Annotated in this window: 12 protein-coding genes, 2 tRNA genes and 3 rRNA genes (1 of these 17 cut by a window edge); all 17 read left to right on the top strand. The window is 32.3% G+C overall.

The window, feature by feature from the left end:
* Positions 1-904, top strand: a 16S ribosomal RNA gene (locus tag ABNT65_RS07355) (it extends 616 nt beyond the left edge of the window).
* Positions 905-1,066: 162 nt separating this feature from the next.
* Positions 1,067-1,140: transfer RNA gene (locus ABNT65_RS07350), tRNA-Ile, on the top strand.
* Between the two features lie 114 nt (positions 1,141-1,254).
* Positions 1,255-1,328 (top strand) — tRNA-Ala (locus ABNT65_RS07345).
* A 228-nt stretch (positions 1,329-1,556) separates the two neighbouring features.
* Positions 1,557-4,425 (top strand): 23S ribosomal RNA (locus tag ABNT65_RS07340).
* Positions 4,426-4,544: 119 nt separating this feature from the next.
* Positions 4,545-4,653 (top strand): 5S ribosomal RNA (rrf, locus tag ABNT65_RS07335).
* Together the 16S, 23S and 5S rRNA genes with 2 tRNA genes alongside form the textbook arrangement of a ribosomal RNA operon.
* A gap of 122 nt (positions 4,654-4,775) precedes the next feature.
* Positions 4,776-5,822 (top strand): helix-turn-helix domain-containing protein, encoded by a 1,047-nt coding sequence (locus ABNT65_RS07330; RefSeq protein ID WP_348747569.1) that lies wholly within the window; start codon positions 4,776-4,778, stop codon positions 5,820-5,822.
* Positions 5,823-6,609: 787 nt separating this feature from the next.
* Entirely contained in the window at positions 6,610-6,999 is a 390-nt protein-coding gene (locus ABNT65_RS07325) for a helix-turn-helix domain-containing protein (RefSeq protein ID WP_348747568.1), read from the top strand.
* A 499-nt stretch (positions 7,000-7,498) separates the two neighbouring features.
* Positions 7,499-8,257: a helix-turn-helix transcriptional regulator gene (locus tag ABNT65_RS07320; protein ID WP_348747567.1), complete on the top strand. Its 759-nt coding sequence runs from the start codon at positions 7,499-7,501 to the stop codon at positions 8,255-8,257.
* Positions 8,258-8,312: 55 nt separating this feature from the next.
* Positions 8,313-9,068, top strand: a complete 756-nt coding sequence (locus ABNT65_RS07315; RefSeq protein WP_348747566.1) for a ThiF family adenylyltransferase — start codon at positions 8,313-8,315, stop codon at positions 9,066-9,068.
* Between the two features lie 17 nt (positions 9,069-9,085).
* Positions 9,086-9,367 (top strand): DUF1304 family protein, encoded by a 282-nt coding sequence (locus ABNT65_RS21015; RefSeq protein ID WP_412766867.1) that lies wholly within the window; start codon positions 9,086-9,088, stop codon positions 9,365-9,367.
* Complete coding sequence (locus tag ABNT65_RS21010) at positions 9,327-9,449, top strand: DUF1304 family protein (RefSeq protein ID WP_412766866.1); 123 nt, start codon at positions 9,327-9,329, stop codon at positions 9,447-9,449. Before ABNT65_RS21015 ends, ABNT65_RS21010 begins: the two co-directional genes overlap by 41 nt.
* 200 nt (positions 9,450-9,649) lie before the next feature.
* On the top strand, positions 9,650-10,126 hold the full coding sequence (locus ABNT65_RS07310) for a hypothetical protein (RefSeq protein ID WP_348747565.1): 477 nt from the start codon (positions 9,650-9,652) through the stop codon (positions 10,124-10,126).
* 20 nt (positions 10,127-10,146) lie between these two features.
* The gene (locus ABNT65_RS07305) at positions 10,147-12,162 is read left to right on the top strand and encodes a T9SS type A sorting domain-containing protein (protein ID WP_348747564.1); all 2,016 of its coding nucleotides are present in this window, start codon (positions 10,147-10,149) and stop codon (positions 12,160-12,162) included.
* Positions 12,163-12,339: 177 nt separating this feature from the next.
* On the top strand, positions 12,340-12,945 hold the full coding sequence (locus ABNT65_RS07300; protein WP_348747563.1) for an N-acyl amino acid synthase FeeM domain-containing protein: 606 nt from the start codon (positions 12,340-12,342) through the stop codon (positions 12,943-12,945).
* A gap of 222 nt (positions 12,946-13,167) precedes the next feature.
* On the top strand, positions 13,168-13,785 hold the full coding sequence (locus ABNT65_RS07295) for a hypothetical protein (protein ID WP_348747562.1): 618 nt from the start codon (positions 13,168-13,170) through the stop codon (positions 13,783-13,785).
* Between the two features lie 4 nt (positions 13,786-13,789).
* Positions 13,790-14,368 carry a hypothetical protein gene (locus ABNT65_RS07290; protein WP_348747561.1) on the top strand — a complete coding sequence of 193 codons (579 nt, stop codon included), beginning with the start codon at positions 13,790-13,792 and terminating at the stop codon, positions 14,366-14,368.
* A gap of 10 nt (positions 14,369-14,378) precedes the next feature.
* Positions 14,379-23,147: a LamG-like jellyroll fold domain-containing protein gene (locus ABNT65_RS07285; protein WP_348747560.1), complete on the top strand. Its 8,769-nt coding sequence runs from the start codon at positions 14,379-14,381 to the stop codon at positions 23,145-23,147.
* Positions 23,148-23,154 lie beyond the last annotated feature (7 nt).

Genomic DNA, 23,154 nt, shown 5'->3' with positions numbered 1-23,154 from the left:
ACTGTAGAACTGCCTTTGATACTGGTTGACTTGAGTTATACGGAAGTAGATAGAATGTGTAGTGTAGCGGTGAAATGCATAGATATTACACAGAATACCGATTGCGAAGGCAGTCTACTACGTATATACTGACGCTCATGGACGAAAGCGTGGGGAGCGAACAGGATTAGATACCCTGGTAGTCCACGCCGTAAACGATGGACACTAGTTGTTGGGATTTATTTCAGTGACTAAGCGAAAGTGATAAGTGTCCCACCTGGGGAGTACGATCGCAAGATTGAAACTCAAAGGAATTGACGGGGGCCGCACAAGCGGTGGAGCATGTGGTTTAATTCGATGATACGCGAGGAACCTTACCAGGGCTTAAATGTAGAGTGACAGGGCTAGAGATAGCTTTTTCTTCGGACACTTTACAAGGTGCTGCATGGTTGTCGTCAGCTCGTGCCGTGAGGTGTCAGGTTAAGTCCTATAACGAGCGCAACCCCTATCGTTAGTTGCTAGCAGGTAAAGCTGAGGACTCTAGCGAGACTGCCGGTGCAAACCGTGAGGAAGGTGGGGATGACGTCAAATCATCACGGCCCTTACGTCCTGGGCTACACACGTGCTACAATGGTATGGACAATGAGCAGCCACATTGCGAAATGGAGCGAATCTATAAACCATATCACAGTTCGGATCGGAGTCTGCAACTCGACTCCGTGAAGCTGGAATCGCTAGTAATCGGATATCAGCCATGATCCGGTGAATACGTTCCCGGGCCTTGTACACACCGCCCGTCAAGCCATGGAAGCTGGGGGTGCCTGAAGTCGGTTACCGCAAGGAGCTGCCTAGGGTAAAACTGGTAACTAGGGCTAAGTCGTAACAAGGTAGCCGTACCGGAAGGTGCGGCTGGAACACCTCCTTTCTAGAGAAAAGATGTGAAGTTACAAAGAAGGTATATTTTACTCTTTAGCTGTTAATTTTAAAACAAGAGACTAAGATCTAAGATTAGTATAGAGCATTTAGGTATTAGTATTGAGGGGGAAAACTCAATACTCAGAACTAATAGCTCATTACTGAAAAAAACAGTCTTGTAGCTCAGCTGGTTAGAGCGCTACACTGATAATGTAGAGGTCGGCAGTTCGAGCCTGCCCAAGACTACTATAGTAAAAATAAAAAAGAGCTTAGTTTCAAAAGGAAATTCTAGAAGCGGGTTATGTTGAGCATTTTGATAAACTCATAACTCAACACTAAAACCTCATAACTAGAAACAATGGGGGATTAGCTCAGCTGGCTAGAGCGCTTGCCTTGCACGCAAGAGGTCATCGGTTCGACTCCGATATTCTCCACAGATAAATGTAACAATTAATCAAATTAGTAAGTGTAACAATTATAGAATTGAAACATTGATGAATTAAGACATTGATACATTAAACAAGTTCATTGACATATTGGTAAAATGATATCGTAAAGAATCAAGATAGAGCGTTAGATAGTATCTAACGAAATATTTTTATAAAAATATAAAGAATTATAAAGAGCTCGTTATAGTATTTAATATGCTATAGCAAAAAGTACAATAAGCTAAATAAGGGCGTATGGCGGATGCCTAGGCTTTCAGAGGCGAAGAAGGACGTGATAAGCTGCGATAAGTTACGGGGAGTGGCACATACATATTGATCCGTAAATTTCCGAATGGGGCAACCCACTATATTGAAGATATAGTACCCGCAAGGGGGCAAACGTGGTGAACTGAAACATCTAAGTAACCATAGGAAGAGAAAACAATAGTGATTCCGTTAGTAGTGGCGAGCGAACGCGGATTAGCCCAAACCAATATTGTTACGGCAATATTGGGGTTGTAGGGCTGCGACATTAGAATCTAAGTTAACTAGAAGTGTTTGGAAAGACACACCAAAGAGAGTGATAGTCTCGTATAGGTAAGCGAAGAGGATATAGCAGTACCCTGAGTAGTGCGGGACACGTGTAATCCTGTATGAATCTGCCGGGACCATCCGGTAAGGCTAAATACTCCTGAAAGACCGATAGTGAACTAGTACCGTGAGGGAAAGGTGAAAAGAACCCTAAGAAAGGGAGTGAAAGAGAACCTGAAACCGTACGCCTACAAGCGGTCGAAGCCCATTAACTGGGTGACGGCGTGCCTTTTGCATAATGAGCCTACGAGTTACTGTTGCTAGCAAGGTTAAGAATTTAAGGTTCGGAGCCGAAGCGAAAGCGAGTCTGAATAGGGCGCATATAGTTAGTAGTAGTAGACGCGAAACCGAGTGATCTACCCATGGGCAGGTTGAAGCTGTGGTAACACACAGTGGAGGACCGAACCAGTTGACGTTGAAAAGTCTTTGGATGACCTGTGGGTAGGGGTGAAAGGCCAATCAAACTCGGAAATAGCTCGTACTCCCCGAAATGCATTTAGGTGCAGCGTTGAATAAAAGTTTTATAGAGGTAGAGCTACTGATTGGATGCGGGGGCTTCACCGCCTACCAATTCCTGACAAACTCCGAATGCTATAAAATGTTTTTCAGCAGTGAGGGCATGGGTGCTAAGGTCCATGTCCGAGAGGGAAAGAACCCAGACCATCAGCTAAGGTCCCCAAATATATGTTAAGTTGAAAAAACGAGGTGAAACTGCTTAGACAGCTAGGATGTTGGCTTGGAAGCAGCCATTCATTTAAAGAGTGCGTAACAGCTCACTAGTCGAGCGGTTTTGCATGGATAATAATCGGGCATAAACATATTACCGAAGCTATGGACTTTAAAAGTGGTAGGGGAGCATTCTATTTGCGCTGAAGGTGAACTGTGAGGTTTGCTGGAGCGGATAGAAAAGAAAATGTAGGCATAAGTAACGATAAAGGGGGCGAGAAACCCCCTCACCGAAAGACTAAGGTTTCCTCAGCGATGCTAATCAGCTGAGGGTTAGTCGGGACCTAAGGCGAATCCGAAGGGAGTAGTCGATGGACAACAGGTTAATATTCCTGTACTTCTTATAATTGCGATGGGGTGACGGAGTAATGAACCCGCCGCGAGCTGACGGAATAGCTCGTTGAAACATGTAGGTATTAGGACTGTAGGCAAATCCGCAGACCTAGCTGAACTGTGATAGTACCACAACTCTTCGGACGCGTGGATAGTGCGGCTAAGGGCTTCCAAGAAAAACCTCTAAGCTTCAGATTATAAGAACCCGTACCGTAAACCGACACAGGTAGTTGGGATGAGAATTCTAAGGTGCTCGAGAGATTCATGGCTAAGGAACTAGGCAAAATAGACCTGTAACTTCGGGAGAAAGGTCGCCAGCAGTAATGCTGGCCGCAGTGAAAAGATCCAGGCGACTGTTTATCAAAAACACAGGGCTTTGCTAAATTGAAAGATGATGTATAAGGCCTGACACCTGCCCGGTGCTGGAAGGTTAAGTGGAGGGTTTAGCTTCGGCGAAGATCTCAAATGAAGCCCCAGTAAACGGCGGCCGTAACTATAACGGTCCTAAGGTAGCGAAATTCCTTGTCGGGTAAGTTCCGACCTGCACGAATGGTGCAACGATCTGGATACTGTCTCAGCCATGAGCTCGGTGAAATTGTAGTATCGGTGAAGATGCCGATTACCCGCAGCGGGACGAAAAGACCCCGTGAACCTTTACTATAGCTTCGTATTGACTTTGGATAAGTAATGTGTAGGATAGGTGGGAGACATTGAAGCGGCGTCGCTAGGCGTTGTGGAGTCATCCTTGAAATACCACCCTTTGCTTATCTAGAGCCTAACTCAGCGATGAGAACAGTGCGTGGTGGGTAGTTTGACTGGGGTGGTCGCCTCCAAAAGAGTAACGGAGGCTTCTAAAGGTTCCCTCAGCACGCTTGGTAACCGTGCGTAGAGTGCAATGGCATAAGGGAGCTTGACTGAGAGACATACAGGTCGATCAGGTACGAAAGTAGAGCATAGTGATCCGGTGGTTCCGCATGGAAGGGCCATCGCTCAAAGGATAAAAGGTACTCCGGGGATAACAGGCTGATCTCCCCAAGAGCTCACATCGACGGGGGGGTTTGGCACCTCGATGTCGGCTCGTCACATCCTGGGGCTGGAGAAGGTCCCAAGGGTTGGGCTGTTCGCCCATTAAAGTGGCACGCGAGCTGGGTTCAGAACGTCGTGAGACAGTTCGGTCTCTATCTGCTGTGGGCGTTAGAAATTTGAGTGGATCTGACTTTAGTACGAGAGGACCGAGTTGGACTGACCTCTAGTGTATCTGTTGTCTCGCCAGGGGCACTGCAGAGTAGCTACGTCGGGAAGGGATAAGCGCTGAAAGCATATAAGCGCGAAACCCACCACAAGATGAGATTTCTTTAAAGGGTCGTGGAAGATCACCACGTTGATAGGCTATAGGTGTAAGTGCAGTAATGTATGTAGCCGAGTAGTACTAATAACCCATAGGCTTATGTACGTACTTCCCCTCCTTGTGAGGGGAAGAAAACTCTTTACTAAACAATATCTAATTCTATAAAACGAATCAATCATTTTACCATATGTTAACTTATACAGTTGAAATAAACTGAAACGATTTAAGGTGATTATTGCAATGGGGCTCACCTCTTACCATTCCGAACAGAGAAGTTAAGCCCATTAGCGCCGATGGTACTGCCAATGGTGGGAGAGTAGGTCGTTGCCTTTCTTTTTAAAAAGCTCTTAGTTTTTCAACTAAGAGCTTTTTTTATATATAATTTTATCATCATTAGTAAGCTTTTGAATATATTGACTAAGTATTTATACTACTAACCGTTTTAATTATTATAAATGAAACAAATTGATATTATTCAGATAATACCAGAGTGTGTTTTGTTATCTTTTTTATTACTTATTTTTTTTTCTATTGTAAATAGAAAGAAATTGTTTATCTCAATAAAGGGGAAAAATTTATTACTGCTTTATTTTTTGATATGGATAATTGAAAGTAGTGATAGAATATATAATGTAATTAATGGAGAATTTTTTATAGCCATAAAGTATACAAATTTTTCTTTTGCTGATACTTTTTTTTACTTATTTTTAGTAGAAAACTTATTTAAAAGAGGAGTTCTTCTTAAGAGTATTATTATAGTTTTTATTATATTTATTAATATATTCTATAAAATAGAATACAGAGTCTTTTTTTTGATATCTGATTATATATTTAACGGTATATTATTGTTATATTTCTATTTTGAAATAAGCAAGTTTTTAAAAAATAGAGGAACTAATTTTTTTGAGCAAAATAAATTTTTTATAAACTTTATATTTGGGATACTTTTTTTTATAGGATTTTCTTACATTATTCAATTAGTAGTAGATGTTACTAGTTACTTTATACCAAAACTAGAAGATTATGAGGAAATGATTTATATTTTTGTAATACCTTTTTGGTTTACTTTCTTTATAATTTTAATAAAATACAAGATTAACTTTTTATTTATAGATACAGTATTGAAATCTAAACTAGATAAGCATAGTTGTAAAAGCGATATTAAAAGTAAAAGTGATTTTAAACTATTATTAGAGTTTGTTTTGCAAAAAAAAATGTATTTAAATCCAAAACTAACATTAGAATTACTTCAATCAGATATTGGTATGGATACTAGATATATTTCAAAATTAATTAATACATACGAGAAAGTCAATTTCAATGACTTTATAAATAATCTAAGAATTGAAGAATTTAAAAAGAATATTCTAAAAGAAGAGTATAAAGGATATTCTATTTTAGGTGTTGCATTAGAGTCAGGTTTCAGCTCAAAATCTACTTTTTACAAAGCTTTTAAAAAGAAAGAAGATATGAGTCCAAAAGAATATTTAAAATCTATATAAGTTTTTTATTTATTCAAGGTAGGGTATTTTTTTAGATAATTGTTTTACTATTACTCCTTTTAATTTTTTATTTAACTTGTTATTGATATGCAAGTTTAAATTTATTAATAACTAATTGTACATGCAGAAAATAAACATTGTTACTTTTCTTGATATTATAGTTATTTCTCTCTTAGTTATAATATGTGTGCTAATATATGATAACAGTAATAGGTTTGCATCAAAAAAAAGTAAGCTTTTTATATTTCTTTTTTTCTTTTTCTTCTTGGTTGAGTCACTTGAAAACTATATAGGGAATTATTTCTTTTATGCTTATGAATTTTCAATTGTAGATTGTTTTTTTTACTTTTTTTTAATTGAAAGTCTTAATTTATCAAAATCTCATAATTATATAATTTCACTTTTTGTACTATTAATTAATTTGACTTATATAAAAGAATTTGATGTTTTTTATACTCTAATAGATTTTCTATTTAATATCAGTTATCTACTCTTTTTTATAATTTCTACAAAAAAGCTTGTCGAGAGAAATTCAAAAAGGTTTTATGTAAGAAATAGACATTTTATTTATTTTATAAATGTATACTTATTGGGTGCACTAGTTTATTATGTATTAATTATAATTGAAGATACTTTTATTAGTTTTAAACCTAATTATACTACTTTTTTTACAGTTTCTTATTCGATAATTCAATTACTAGTTTTTTTAATTTGCTTTCAATTTTTCATTTTTAATAGACCTGTTTTTAATTTTAGAAAAGAGAGAAAGCCAAAAACTGTTTCAAAAATGTTAGTTTTAGATAATAATAGAGAATTAAATGTTTCTAAATTGAATGAAATTGAAAGACAAGATTTTGAAAAATTGATGGAACTTATTATAGAAAAAAGAATGTATAGTAATTCTAGATTAACATTGAAAGTATTGTCTGAACAGACGAATATGCATTCTAAGTATATATCTAAATTAATAAACTCTTTTACAGGAACAAATTTTAATGAATTTATAAATAAATTCAGAATTAATGAGTTTAAGGAAAAAGCCAAAGATACTAGTTATGAAAATTATTCAATTTTAGGAATTGCCAACGAATCAGGTTTTAGTTCAAAATCTACATTTTATAAAGCCTTTAAGAAGTTTGAAAAGAAAAGTCCTAGTGAGTATATAAATTCTCTTTAAAACAAAGGTTCATTACTTTACATTTATAAAAAGAATAAACCCCAAGTAATAAATACTATTACTTGGGGTTTTTATATATGAATATTACAAGGGATGTTAATATTTTTCGTGTAATGAAACAAAAAAAGGAATTATTTATCTGTTTTAAAATGAAAGAGACTGTTTTTACAGTCTCTTTCCCCTAAAATTTAATTGTCACAATTGAGACAGCTGTAACAATTAAGATATCATAATTATTAATTATGAACAACTAAATGATATATGTAGTTGACTCCCCCATAAAAAAGAGTCTAACAAAGATCAAAAAAAAAAGCTTTTATTTTTATATCTATAAGTCCTATATCGTCTTTTAGGATATCTTTTATTGATATTCAGTATTTAAAAAAGTCCTAAATCATCTTTTAGCACTTTTTGTTTTTGTGAAAAAATTAAAGAAAATTGATTTTTGTTAGTTCCTTTTTAATCCTAATTAACTAAAACCAACAAAAAACAATTTTATATGAGTAATGTGAATGATTTTTTTTCAGAAAAAAATACAGTGTATGATACCTCAGATATAAAAAAATTTAATCTTGAAAAATTTATTAAGTCTATTGAAGCTTTTGCTAGAGTTACCTATAAAAGTGTTTATGTAATTAATTATCACAGTAAAGGTTTTGATTACGTATCAGAAAATCCACTTTTTTTGTGTGGCAATTCAGCAACTGAAGTAAAACAAATGGGGTATGCTTTTTACTTTAAACATGTTCCTGAAGAAGATTTAGAACTTTTATTAAAGGTTAATACCGCAGGTTTTGATTTTTATGAGCAAATTCCTAGAGAAGAAAGGTTAGATTATACAATATCCTATGATTTTAATTTAATAGGAAAAGATGGTAATCAATTTTTAGTGAATCATAAATTAACGCCAGTTGTTTTAAATACTAAAGGTAAAATAGGTAAAGCATTGTGTTTAGTTTCTTTATCTAATAAGGAAACTAAAGGTAATGTAACAATAGTAAATGAAAAAACAGGAGTTATTCATACTTATAATCTGGAAAAAAATTATTGGGAAACAAAAACTAAAATAAAATTAAAGCCAAGAGAAATTGAAATATTACAGTTATCTGCAAGAGGGTATACGTTAGAAGAAATAGGAGAGAAAATTTTTGTCTCTTCAAATACAGTAAAGTTTCACAGAAAAAAAATATTTGAAAAAATGGAAGTTCATTCAATTTCTGAAGCAATTGCTTATGCAACTGCTAATAAATTATTATAAAATACTATACACATGGGTATAGTATAGTATTTTAGGAAGTTATACTTTTGAAATTATGGAAACACTATATAAAAGAAATTATTTATACGTATCTGATGAAGATCAAATACAACTTAAAAATTTCCCTGTCTTAATCGCTGGAGCAGGACTAGGGAGCAATATTGCAGAAAATTTGATTAGAATAGGGTTTGAGAACTTGACTATTGTTGATGGTGATATTGTGGAAATAACCAATTTGAATAGACAAAACTACACTTATGAAGATGTTGGGGTACATAAAGTAGATGTATTGTATAAAAGATTAAAAACTATAAATCCAAATATTAATTTAAAACCGATAGCACAATTTATAACACCAGATAATCTTACTGAAATAATAAAAGAATGTAAAGTAGTAATTAACGCTATTGACTTTGAAAATAATATGTCAATTCATCTTGATGATTTTTGTATGGAGCATGATATAATAATTTTACATCCTTATAATTTGGGATTAGCAGGAGCGGTATGTGTTATTGATAAAACAAGTTTAAATTTTAGAGATATACAAAAGAATAAAAAGTCTTTTTCTGAATTAGACGTTGTAAAGTACTTTTTAAGCTATCTGCGATTTTGGGATGAACCTCAAGAGTTTTTAGAAGATATTTTAAATAACTATTTATCGGATGATAATAAAGAGCCAAGTCCACCACAATTAGGAATAGCTTCTTCATTGGTTGCAGCAATGTGCACATCACTGATATATAAAATATGTACAAGAAAACCTGTTAAAAAATTCCCAGAGTTTTATTTTATAAATACCGATACCTAATATAAACTTAAAATACTATAATATTTATTATTAATGTTATAATTGTTTTTGTAAGTATTATTCACCTATATACATTCTATCTACAATCTTTTGTTTGGAAAACTAAAGGAAAAAAGGTATTTAAGAAATATCCAGACAGTTATTTTGAAGTATCAGAAAAATTAGCTTTTAATCAAGGCATATACAATGCTTTTTTAGCAGCAGGTTTATTATGGACTTTTTTATATCTAGTAATCAATGGGCTTTTAATATCGCTTTATTTTTCTTTCATTTGTAGTTGTAGCAGGGATTTTAGGTAGTATTACCTCAGGAGAAAAAAGAATATTACTCATTCAAAGTTTACCAGCCTTTATTGCTATTATTTTAATAATTATAAAATGATAGCCTTTTAAAATACGATTAATAAGAGAACTAACAGAGATTTTTACATTCCTATTTTCTATTATTAAGTTACTTAACTTATGTATTAGGACAAATAGATATTAAAAAGCTATAAATGCAGCTATTTTATTGGTATAGGAATAGGCTTATATTTTTTCAAAAAAAATCACAAATAAAATTTAACAATAAGAGATGTGAATATGTTAAAATTAATTACAAGTTTTCTTTTTGTAATATTATGTATAAATATACATGCTGTTCAAGGACAGCAAATAGAGAAAGAATCTGTTTTTGGAGGTTACAGGTACCTTTATAAAGAAGAAAAATTAAATTTTAAAAAATTATCAAAGGTAGTAGCTTCTAATTTAGAAGCTAGTAAATTAATAAAACAAGCCAAAAACTATAAAACATACAGTTATTTTTTAGCAGGAACAGGAGTTGTTCTAAGTGATTATTCCATAGCTGAATATATGAAAGGAAATGAGATTAATAGCGTTTTAACTGGAATTTCAGGTGTATTAGTTGTTTCAAGTATTATAACTTCATTAATTTCAACTAAAAAAACAAATAGGGCTGTAGAGGCATATAATAAAGGAATTGAAAAAAACACAGCCTTCCATTCCAAAGTAACATTTGAAGTTTCTTCTGCTGGTCTATTAATGTCTATGAATTTTTAATTTTCTTAAATAATACATAAATGATTAATTTTAAAAAAACTTTATTATTAGGTATTTGTATAATTACAAATACCTTTTTTTTATCAGCTCAATCGTTAGATGGTCTCACACGATATGAACTATTACAAAGATACGCTCCGGTTTTTCACCATGAGGTAAAACAAGGAGATTTATATGATGGTCAAGATTTAATTGTAGGAGTAGATCATGATTTTAATTGGGGAACTTTTGATGATGATGATGATGTTTGGGCTTCAAATAGCCATTGGTCTAGAACAACATTAGCAATGAGTTTAGAACAAGCACGTAAAAGCCCAAATCATGACATAAGCCCTGTAGTATATGCTTCTTTTCAAGAGTTAAAAGATTTTTACCTATGTAAATATGCAGTGTACCATACATATAATGAATTAATAGGAGCAGCAGGAGACCACTTGAATGATATGGAAGTTGTTGAAGTTTTAATAGACAAAGGAGGAACAGTTAAAGGCGTATTAACTACTATTCATAGTACTTCAGGGTGGGCAACACCTTGGGCAGGAGATGATGATATGGATATTTTTGATACTTATGCTAAAGAAACATACAAACTTTACCTATGGGATGGAACACATCCTATAGTTTGGATTAAAGGAAATAGTGATCGTTTCTTTGATTTAAATAAAAAAGATTACGGACACGCAATTTTTCCGTTAAATGATTGGAATGATTTAAACGCGCCAGGAGTTTCATACTACCCTAAAAAAAATCTAAAAGCACCTCAAGCAGCTTTAAGAATAGGAAAATTTACTAGCAATTGGTATTATAATTCAGAAGCTTCTTATCAATTAGTGCCTTTAGAAGAATTATTGATAAAAGGACAAATGGGATCTGAAATAGATAAAATGTATCAAATAGGTCAAAGCATGGGAACATGGAGCGGAAGGTTTTGGGGTAATGGCTGGTTTACTTCACCAAATGTTGGCGGAACAAGTGACCCTGATGATATTCGATATAGATATAATGATTCATATGGAGGAGCAGATATGGATCCAACTACAATATATGATGTTAGAAGTGGTGTAGGAATTACTAATACAGATTTTACTACAGAAACGTATCAAAATTTTGGTAAAGGAATAACTGATATTTCTAGTTTTCATCGTAAGAGATATGCGAATATTATTGGAAGTGGATGTTTTAATAAAAATGGAGGTGATGACCTTTTATTTTTTAAGAAATTAAACAAGGAAATACTTAAACAAGGAGCTAAAATTTCTGCTAAAGTAAAGAGAGTAGGAAAATTACATTTAACTAAAAATTGGTTTTCAAATCCTTTTAAGGTAAATTATATAAATGGTACAGGGCCTACAGGCGGCATTATGTTAAGGGCTTCTAGTAGCCCTAAAGCGAACTTTATCTATATAGGCATTGCTACTGAAAAGAATAAATTAGTGTTTATTACAAGAAACAATGGAAATTTAAAAGTATTATATGACAATGCTAATACTAGAAGCTGGTTATATGATTATCCTTTGTTTATTCAAGTAGGAGAGAATGGTAAAATTTCTGCTGGAATAGAAAAAGATATAAAATGGGAAGTTTCTATCAAAGATTTTGGTTTTGATAAAGATACTTTTGCAGCTTTGGTTACTCAAAGTGATGTGGATAGCCAAGAGAATTATTATTGGACAAATGCAGAATACAGCGATATTAATTATACAGTTACATCATCTAAAATTTCAAAAAAAAACGGAGGTAATAAAGAAGTAGGTGTTTTAACAAAAGAGAAGTTAAATTTATCACTTGGGCATAGTTTTAAATTGTATCCAAATCCAGCTACAGATAAAGTAATATTAGAGTGGCAAGCTATTCAAGAGGTAAAGAAAGCAAGTGTAGTAGTGTATGATATGGTAGGAAGTAAAGTAATGGAAAAGAAGATACAAATACAAAAAGGAAAGAACAGTAAAGTGTTAAAGATTTCAGGACTTAAACCAGGGCTCTATACAATCAAAATCAAGGGACAGATGCTACAAGGAAAATTATTAATAGAATAAGATTTTATTTAAAAGTTAAGGTAAAAGCTGCATCATTTAGGTGCAGCTTTTTTTATACAGGCAATACACTATCCCTTAGGGTAGTTTTTTTTACACTATCTTATAGGGTAGTGGTTTGGTAAGTAGTGTTTTATAGGTTTGTTAGTGTAATTATTAATCCTCAAAAAACTTACACTTATGTATTTACAAAACAATTTTCATGAAATAAACACGAAGAGAGAATTATTTAAGTTAATTCAATTTATTGTTAAAGAAAATTATGCACATCATACTGTAAACGATAATACTTCAAGTTTGTTTACCGAATGTTATGATCTTTATAAAGAAGAAGCGTTGTTTTTTGAAAATTCAGCGTATTATATAGCTAAAGATATACAAAATACTATTGTAGCGGGTATAAGAGTTTGTAAATATAAAGACGTTAGCCTTCCTATTGAGAAAATTTTTGGAATAGATATTAAAAAATTTATCTCACCTAAACAGCCAGTATTTCATATAGGTCGTTTTGCTATTCATAAAAAATGTAAAAGTTTGGTGCTTCTAAAGCAACTATTAGTACTGGCCTTAGCTCCACTTACTAAAGATACGCAAAGTGTAGCGTTTGCAGAGTGTGATGCTAAATTATACAGAATTTTAAGAATGTTAGGTATAAAAGTTTCAGCTATTGGAGACCCTGTAGTTTACTTAGGTTCTACTACTATTCCTATTATTATTCATTTTAAAGATTTTATACACTTTTATAATAGGCATAAACAATTAATAAATGTGGTACAAGCAGCATAGAGCAAGGTGTTACTTATTTTAAATTATACTTATGAAATTATTTGAAGTTAATTATATAAAAAGAAGGGTTAAAAACAAACTAATAAAATCATCTATGTACGACCCTTAACACTTTTATATATACATAGAAGGGTTAAGAAAAAGGGTATCTATAAAGGTACCCTTTGAAATAAAAATTAAAAAAAATACAATCATTTTATAGCAATTTAAATATAAACAATTATGAAAAAAATAATAATATTAACTCTAGCATTCTTTTTAATGAGTTTTGTCTCAAATTTGCAAGCGCAAAATTCATATGTTCATAAAGTGGAACATCCTCTGTCAGTATCTTTGAGAGGAAAGGGATATAATACATTTTCTGTGGGACCTAATGCAATAAGAGGTTTTTCGACTAGGGAAACCGAGTTTACAATAGCGGCAAGAGATGGTAATGATAAAAATGCATTTTTTAAGATTAAACACGCATTTTATTCTAGGGATCTTTTTGAGGTTAATAGATATGAAACAAAAATATATACACCTCAATTAAATACTAATAACATAACAGCAAAAGATATTACAGCGAATAAAGTAACCTTAAAAGTAGGTTCTTTCCCAGATTATGTATTTGCCAATGATTATAACTTAATGCCTCTAAAAGAAGTGGCTACTTTTATTAAAAAGCACCAACATTTACCAAATATGAAATCTGAAAAAGAAGTGGTAAAAGAAGGAATGGAGTTAAAAGAGCTTACGTTAAAGTTGGTAGAAAAAGTAGAAGAGCTAACCTTATATACTATTCAACAACAAAAATTGATTGATAATTTACAAGTAAAATTAAATACTTTAAAAAAGTAATACTATGAGAAGTATATATTTAACATTATTGTTTTTACTGCTAAGTATTGGAGTAAAAGCACAGGATGATATTACATTGTTCAGACTAATAAATAATGATTCATCATCAAATAAAACATTTTTAGCTAGTTATAACCCTTCCAATAATCTTTTAGAACCTAAAGAAATAACAAATAGTAATTTTGATTTAAAAACTGGGTATTTAAATGCATTAATGTTAGTACCACACCCAACTTTAAAAAATGAAGGAGGTGTACTTATAGCATTGGCTAAAAACAAAAAACTATTTCTTAAGATAAAATTTGGGAGACCTTTTTTTGAAAATTATTCTAAGGAAACTATAGAAAGTGAAAAAAATAAATACATATGGTACTTAAATTATGCTGGTGATAATACTAAAGTTTCATTAGTACCATATACAAATAATGATGGAAGAAGGGGAATGGTACGTTCTGGTGGAAATTATTGGCATACTATTTATCATGATTCAAATGGTATTAGAAGATCTGACTCAAATAAAGACACGTGGAAAGTTGATAACGGTTTTATTTTCAGTTTACAATCAATACAAAACTCACTTTAATTTAAAAATTATGGAATATAAAAACGTAAAAAAACTATTTAAGCTGCTAACGTTCATCTTAGTAGGTTTATTTAGTTCTTTTACTTTAATACATGCACAACAAACCAATGATTTGGCTGTATTGCATTTACAAAGTAAAGGAAAATATAATAGGGTATTTACTCCTCAAACCAATTTAAAGGAGTTATTAAAAAAAGGTAATAATAAACAAGCAACTATTGAGTTTTGGGCTATGCACAATACTAAGGATGGAGCTCAAAATAGCGATGTTAATTGGAGTGTTACAAATTTAAAACCATCTAATAAGACTTTTTCTTTAAATATTACCACCAAAAAAATTCACTTACAAATTGGTGCTAAAAAATTAGAGGCTAACCTTTTGTTGGGTGATCAATTATTTAAAAATTATTGGAATCATATTACTATTACTGTAGATAATGATGTGCAAGAATTACGCGTGTTTATAAATAGTGAGGAGAAATTATTTACTAAAATATCAATGGTTGATGTTGAAGATTTATATATCACGAGTAATTCTGAAACAGATTTGTTTTTAGCGGAGTACAGAACATGGGCCTCTTTAAAAACAAAAGAACAAATTGAATTGCAACAGTATCAAAGTTTTTATAAAAATACACAAAACTCATTAGCAGAATTAAAAAAGAATGGTTTGCAGGCTATATTTACCAATGATGTAGTAGCTCATTATGATAATTTTAATAATAAAACTCTTATTACCTCTTCTTGGAAAAATTTATTGTACGATTATTTTCCAAACGATAATTTGGTGAAAAATGCAGAATTTACAAGTTCTTATAAAAATACAGAAGTAGCTAGAATAGGTACAGACATTGCCCATCCTATTTTAAACTTAAATAAAATTATTGTAAAAACGAGTAAAGGAGATGGAAGTAATCATCAATTATTAGCAGGTGCTAATGGTATTGTAGTTAAATGGTTACATATAAAAGATACCGATGAATATCAAGTATTACGTAAAAATGTTCGCTCAGGAACTACAAGTACAGTAATTCATACAGAACGAAATGTAAACAACAAACAACCTTCAGAAAAAATAGTATATATAGATAAAGGTATTTTACCCAATGAATTATATGAGTATACTATACAAGCTAAAAAGGAAGGAGCGGCTACATTAACAGGAAAGGATACAGGTTTTGTATTGCCTAATGGTGTAGTAAGCGGAACTATTGAAACCTCTTCTAGCGTGGCAACGAAGTTTGCAAAAGTAGAGGCAAAAGCTGCAGTAAACCCAGGAGGTGCTTTGCATATACAAAAAGATGTAGACCCAATTTTTATTAAGAATATAGAGCCTTTTAGAAAAGCTACTAGTGGTGTTACATTTGAATTTTGGTACAAAACACCTGCTATAGGTGAAGCAGCTAACAAAATTTTAAAAGTAGGGAATGCAGAATTAAATATGACTAAGAATAGCATAGCCGTAAAATTAGCAGGCAAAAAGTATATAGAAGGCTCTAGGACTTCTGATACTCAATGGCATCATTATGCTTTTACAGCTGGAGCTAAGGGAGGAATGTTGTTTGAAGATGGAAAATTAATATCTAATGCAAGTACTCCTAATCTATTTGCTATTGATTTAAGAGGAACCAATTCTTTTTGTTTAAGTGCTTCTACTAAAATAGGGTATTACCTAGATGAAGTACGCTTTTGGAATGTTGCAAAAACACCATTAGAAATCGCTGCATATGCTAAGCATATTGTAGGGGGTGATGAACCTAATTTATTTGCCTATTACCGTTTTGATTTTAATGACTCTCATAAGGCGTATAATTTTTCATCTAGTAGAAAGGGACAATATATGGCAGAAAGTAAGGGTGCTTTAAAACATTTAGCAGCAAATGAACAACCAAAAATAACCTATGCTACTTATACTAATGAAACGGGTAACTATGAATTTACCACATTAAATACAGGAATACAAGGCGTAACTAATAATGATACTAAGTTTGAATTTACTATTGAGCCCTCAAAGCCTCGATTTAAATTTTTACCTAAAACTAAACAGGCTAGTGTGCCTAGAAAATTAAATGGAGCTGAAGTAACTAGCGTGAACTTTACAGATGTTTCAAGTTTGCCTATTACAGGCGCAATATCTTATAAAGTAGGAGATAACCATTACCCTGTACCTATTGGAACTTCTTTGAAAGTAGATGGTACTGTTGTTCAAAGTAAAGAAGAATCTAAGGTAACTACCGATATTAATGGAGTTTATGTAATAAAAACTGCACCTGGTAAACATATTATAACACCTAACCCTAAACTTAATTTAAAAAATGAAGATCGTTTATATGAAGGAAGCCTTGGATTTGATGGAAAAACAGGGTATGCTACATCAAATCAGCCAATAAGTAATGCAGGAAAAAGTTTTACTTGGTCGGGCTTTATAAGACCACATGTAAAGTTAGGAGATCAAGATCAAATTCCTGAAATACAAACTATTCTAGAATGGGGAGAGCTACAAATAAAGTTAGTAAATAATACCACCATAAAAGTTTATAAAGATAAAGAGGTAAAATTATCGGAAACGATTAATGATAATCTTAAAGGGAAATTTGTTTTTTGGGCTGTAACTTTTGATAAGGAAGGTAATAAATTGAGTTTTTATTTGAATAATTCTAAAAAAACTATCGCTCAAAACTCACTTAATATTAATGATTATGTAGTTTTAGGAAAAGAAACTATAGCTGGTAAAGATACTAATTTTTCAAGGGCTAATTTAGATGTTTTAGAATATAGAAATACTGCTTTTACTCAAACTAATATTACTAAATTAAGAGAAGGTAAATTAATTGTAAATGATAAAACTTTTTTAAAATTGTCATATTCTTTTAATCAAAAATATGGAACAAGAGCTATTAATAAAGTTGCTAAAGAAGAGAATAACAATTACTTGTTGTTTGAGGGTGGCTGTTTTTTTAATAACAAAAACAGTAAACAGTATTTAAGAGAGGCGGAATATGCTTATAAAGCAACGAATACAAAGTTTAATCCTAAAGGAAATAGTTATGAAGTAGTTGTAGAGGAACCGTTACAAAATTTGCATTTTGAGAATATTACCAGACGAAGTTTTATAGGGAATATTGTAGTGCCTTGTAATAATAGAGCGGGTACTTGGACAGGAAAAATAGTCCGTACAGATATTGAACATCCAAAGTTTGAAAAAAGTATAAGCAATAGTAACTTTGATAGTAGTGGAACTATTTTCAAGATAGATGGTTTAATTCCAGGTAGGTATAGAGTTTCTATCACCAATGAAAATTCTAATAGAACTATAGAAAGCCCAGTCTTAGATTTACGTAGAGAGAATTTAACCTATGATTTTCAATATAGAAACCCGATAGAGGTTGAAGTTGAGATGTATAAAGTAAAAGATTTTCCTGCTATTTCGTTACATCCAGAAGATGCTGAAAAGTATGTAGGAGATAAAATAGAACCAAGTTGTGACGGAAAGTATATTTTAAAAAGTCATGAAGGATTTAAAATGAGTGTCTCAGTTTTTGAACGTTATGGAGACAATAAATGTTTTGTTGAAGATGCAATAGTAAAACTTGGAGGAGATGCTATTTTATCTAAGGATGACTTAATAATTAATGCTTCGGCTAATATCAAAAATTTTTACACAGTAGCTTCAATGCCTAATTATTTAGGAGATTATACCAGAAGTTTTATTGTATCTGCAAGTCATAAGGGAAGAAATGCTACAGTCACTAAAAAAGCAATTATAACAGGAGCTAGCCAAGGTAATTCTGATTTTACGTTAATAGAACCACAAGTAGGGTACGTATTGCATGATCCTCCTGGTGATAATAGTTTTGCGACTTTAGCTAAAGGAGCAACTTTTACAACTTCTTTTTCAACGGATAAAGGAACTAATATTACTACAGATAATTCTCTTGGTCTTAAGGTAAACTTGAAAACTAAATTAATAACAGGTACAGCCGTAGGAGTAGGAGCTGCTGCTATTGTAGCCTCAGGAACTTCTGTTTCTGAAAATGTAGGTGAAAATAATATTAATGTAGGTGCTGATTTTCAGTATGTTGATCATAGTTCAGGTGAAACCACGGTAATTTTAGATAAACAAGTATCTACCCCTAGTGATCCTACTTATGTGGGGGAAGACGCAGATGTATTTATTGGTATGTCTAGGGTTATTGCTCTTGGAACAGGTAAAATACTTGAAATGAATGAGTGCACACCTGTTATAAAAATCTCTAATAAGGTAGCAAAACCTACTGGTTTAATTCCTTTTGCTTTTACAAAACAAAGTTTAGTTGATAATGTTATCCCTGGTTTGTATAGAAGTGCAATTGCAAAATACAATAAAAACAATAATATTACTTCTAATCCTAAAGGTAGAAATTACTTGGATTTGAAAGCTACATTAGATAAGTTGTTAGCGGAAAAGCCAAAAAATAAGAAAGATAAGGACATTGTTAACTATTTGCATCAAATTGATAGTTGGAATAGAATTATGAGAATTAATCATGAGAAGTTAAAAAAAGCTAATTTTAATAAAGGCCTTGATTTTAATTCAACCACTAAAAAATTAACAAATACTAATGACCCAGGGCAGGGTGGAGCTGGATTAAATCCGAGTATTTTAGATAAGCGAATTGCATTTGACGCATTAACTCAAATAAGTTATACTTTATCAAGATCAAAAATTAAAAATGAAGGAAATACTGTTGGAGGTGGAGCTTATACGGGCTATAAATTTTCACTTGAAAAAACTATTTTTGGAGTAGGTTTGTTATTAAATAGTGAAACAAAAGTACATGGTTTTAGAAACAATGTAACATCTAATGGAAATGGAAATAACAGAATTGATAGTTTTACGTTGAATGACGATGACGCTGGTGATCAATTTGACGTTTCTATTAGAAGAGATCCTCATTATGATACGCCTATGTTTTTAACCAATGCTGGTAGAAGTTCTTGTCCGTTTGAATCAGGAACAGTACCAAGGTATGGAGCGGAACTTGTTTCAGATAAGCTTGTAGGATATGGTACTGGTGATGAATCTATATTATACAATTTAACCTTACGAAATACCCAAATTGCAGAAGATGCTACTTTTAAAATATACACAGTGGGTATGGATGGAGCATCCAATCCATTAGGAGCTGTAGTAAATTTAAATGAATCGCCTATTTTTGAGCCTACTACTGCCTCTCGTATTATATTTGATTTAGATAAGGACTCAAATACAGGAGTTAAAGGAGAGGTAAAAGCACAATTACGTATTGCTAGAGGAACCGATGCTCCTTCTAATATTTCATATGAAAATATTAAAATACAAATGTATGCAGACTGTGATTTAGTAGGGCTAGGATATAGAAAATACAGGGTAGATGAGTATGCAGAGGTTGGAGTAAAACCTTTTGCGGAAATAGAGGTAACCGCACATTTTACAGGACCATGTATTGAAGAAATTGAGGCAGATACACCTCAAAACGATTGGGTGGTTAATGGTACGGATGAAGATAAATTAAATTTTAAATTTAGAATACCAGAATTAAAAGACAAACCTGATACCGATGATTTTTCAGTAGATTTAGAATATACTATTAAAGGGAATAATAGGCCTAAAATTTTAAAGAAATTAGATCTTAAAACCTTAAAAGAACATTTGAATACTAAAACAGATTTTGTAGAGTATAGCGCAGATGTTTCAGGTATAACAGATGGAGAATATAATTTTAGAATAGTACCTGTATGTGGTGATGGAGGTTCGGATAATCCAAACAACCGAAAAAATCCAACTCCTTTTGTAAAAGGAAAAATAGCGAGAACACCTCCAAAATTAGTGTTAACTACACCAGATAATGGAGGAATTCATACTAGTGGAACTATTTCGGCTAAATTTTCAGCACCACTAAATCCAGCTACAGTAAATACTAGCTCATTAGCAATGCGAGGTATTTTAGGTGGGGTTCCTAAACCGTTAACATCAGTAAAATTAGATCACGTTAATGATCTTATAACTATTCCTCATGATAGTAGGTTTAATTTAGAAAAAGAAGTAACGATTGAAATGTGGATAAACCCAGCAAAATACCCAACCTCTGGGAGTGTACCTATTTTACAAAAAGGAAATAACTATGGCGTTTTATTAAGGTCAGATGGTAAAATAGATATTGGAGATGGTGTGAAATCATCTGTAGGGTTGCAAGCTTTTACTTGGACGCACGTAGCAGTAATAGCTGATAAAGTGAATGGAAATGCTACTATCTATTTTAATGGTAATCCAGTAGGATCAGGGAAAATATCAACGGTATTAAAAACAAATGAAGCACCTATTGTAATAGCTCCAGTAATTAATGGAGATGCCTTTGTTGGTTCTTTAGATGAAATCCGTTTATGGAGATCGTTAAGAACACCTGCACAGATAGTAAGTAATATGAAAAATCAATTAAATGGTAGTGAAGATACATTAGAAGCGTACTTTGTGTTCAATGATAATAAATTGGCTAAACAAGGGGTTAATGGTAACCCAGATGAAGCTATTCAAGATTTTACAGGAAATGCTTCAGGTACTACAGCTAATAGTATAGAATTTGTTACTAATGAGGCAGCGGCACCATTAGATCAAACTAAAACAGTAGAAGACATTCAATTTGAAACTACCATGTCTGAAGGCAATACAATAATCAATTTCAATATGAAAATTCAAGATTTAGAGTTTGTGGAAGGGGCTAGTTTAACCGTTTTTGTAAAAGATAAAAAGTTAGAAGATCCATTAGGAAATAAAGTTGACAAAACATCTTGGAGCTTTATAGTTGATAGAAGTAAACTGAAATGGAGTCAAAATAATATATCAGTTACACAGAATCAAGGAGAAGCAACTACCATTGACACTATTGATTTAATTAATAAAGATGGAGGCGTAGATGTAGCTTATACCTTTGAAAATTTACCAGTATGGTTTGAGGTAAAATCAGGAGCCAGTGCTACTGAGGGAGCAGTAAATACTATTAAAGCTAGGGAAACTAACAGTAATCTAGTCTTTGAAATTAAAAGCTTCTTAAACCCAGGTATTCATAGTGCTAATATTTATATTAAAACTAGTAATAAAACCACTGGAGTTAAGTTGGGAGTTGAAAGTTTTAGAGTTGAAGTACTTGTTACTTGTCCAGAACCGGAAGTTTCACAAAGCTTTAAAAACGATTACCCATTTACCATGGATTTTAAAGGGAATTTATTGATTAATAACCAAAAATCATTAGATGTTAATGATGTTGTAACAGCTTATATAGGCAATACACCTAGAGGGTATGCTAAAGTAGCTAGCAATGGATTGGTTAGTTTAACCGTTTTTGGAAATGCAGATGAAACGAATGCGTTAAGTTTTAGAATTTGGGATGCTTCAGAGTGTACAGAATATGAAGGAATACTAGAGAATTATAGTTTTGCTTATAATACGCGCAAAGGTACGGATGCAATGCCTGTAACTTTTACGGTAGGTAACAAGGTAAAAAGAAGAATCCCTGTGGTACAAGGATTCCAAGAGTTAAGTTTTAATTTAAAAGATACTAAAATGGCTAACACTTTATCATTAACAGCGATAAAAGGACTACCAGTAGCTTCTGAAATCTTGGATATTACCAATCCATCACAAAAAGCAGTAGTAGGAGCCAATGGTAGCTTTACAGGGAATTTAACAGCTATTGATATTTCTAAAGCTTATTTAGTTAAGGTGGCTACAAATACAGTTAAGTATATAGAAATAGTAGGATTACCTGTTAACTTAAATACCAATTTAGCAATAGTAGGAGGTAATGTATCCAATGCTCTTCCATTCTATCCAAACAATTTAGAGCGTACAAGTTATGCAGTTAGATCGTTTACTGCTACTAAAGTAAGTGCAGGAGATAGAATTGAGAGAAGAGGGTTGTTTGCTGAATATTCAACTACTGAAGGGTGGAAAGGAAGTTTAACTCATTTAACACCAGGTTTAGGTTATATTTTCAAAGCAAAAAATGCAGGAGCTATTAACTATTCAGGTATTACTACTAATGCACCTCAAGCTAGGTTTGCTGCAAAAGGAGAAATACTTTCTACTACCGTAAAAGAGCAAATACCTAGTCAATTAGAAACAACTCCTTCTTATAAAGATTTAGGAATGGCAGTGAATGAAAATGCTTATGCAAACTTTATGTATATCAATGGTAAATTAGTTACAGAGGATTTGGATAATACCAAAGCGTATACAATTTTAGCCATGGTGGATAATGAGTTAAGAGGAGCTTCAAAGGCAGAGTTAATTAATGATGAATACCATTATTATTTAGGAGTAGGAAGTAATCAAGAAGAAACGGTTCAATTTAAATTGTATGATGGCAACCAGCTTGTTGATTTAACAAATGAAGAGACTTTTGTAGCTAATCAAAGCTTAGGGACTTTAACAACACCTTACGTTTTTAATATTGCACATAAAAATGAGGTAATTAAAGAGAATGAGGTAAGTTTAACATTAGCACAAAACAAACCTAATCCAATGGTAAACCATACTGAAATAACATTTACTTTACCTAAAGATGCTCATGCAGAATTACATATTTATAATATGGTAGGGCAAAATTTAGGAAGGTTACATTCGGGTAAATTTACCAAAGGCAAACATGCTTTTAACTGGAATGGAGTTGTAGAAGGTAAAAAGTTACCAGAAGGAACTTATGTTTATGATTTAAATGTAGAAGGTAAAAGACTCTATAGAAAATTAGTGATTATTAAGTAAACTTTTG

Origin of the sequence: Tenacibaculum sp. 190524A02b, from assembly GCF_964036645.1 — a bacterium.
GTDB classification, from domain to species: domain Bacteria; phylum Bacteroidota; class Bacteroidia; order Flavobacteriales; family Flavobacteriaceae; genus Polaribacter; species Polaribacter vairaonense.
Note: the sequence above shows the minus strand (reverse complement) of the source record. Positions and strands in the feature narration are given on the sequence as shown.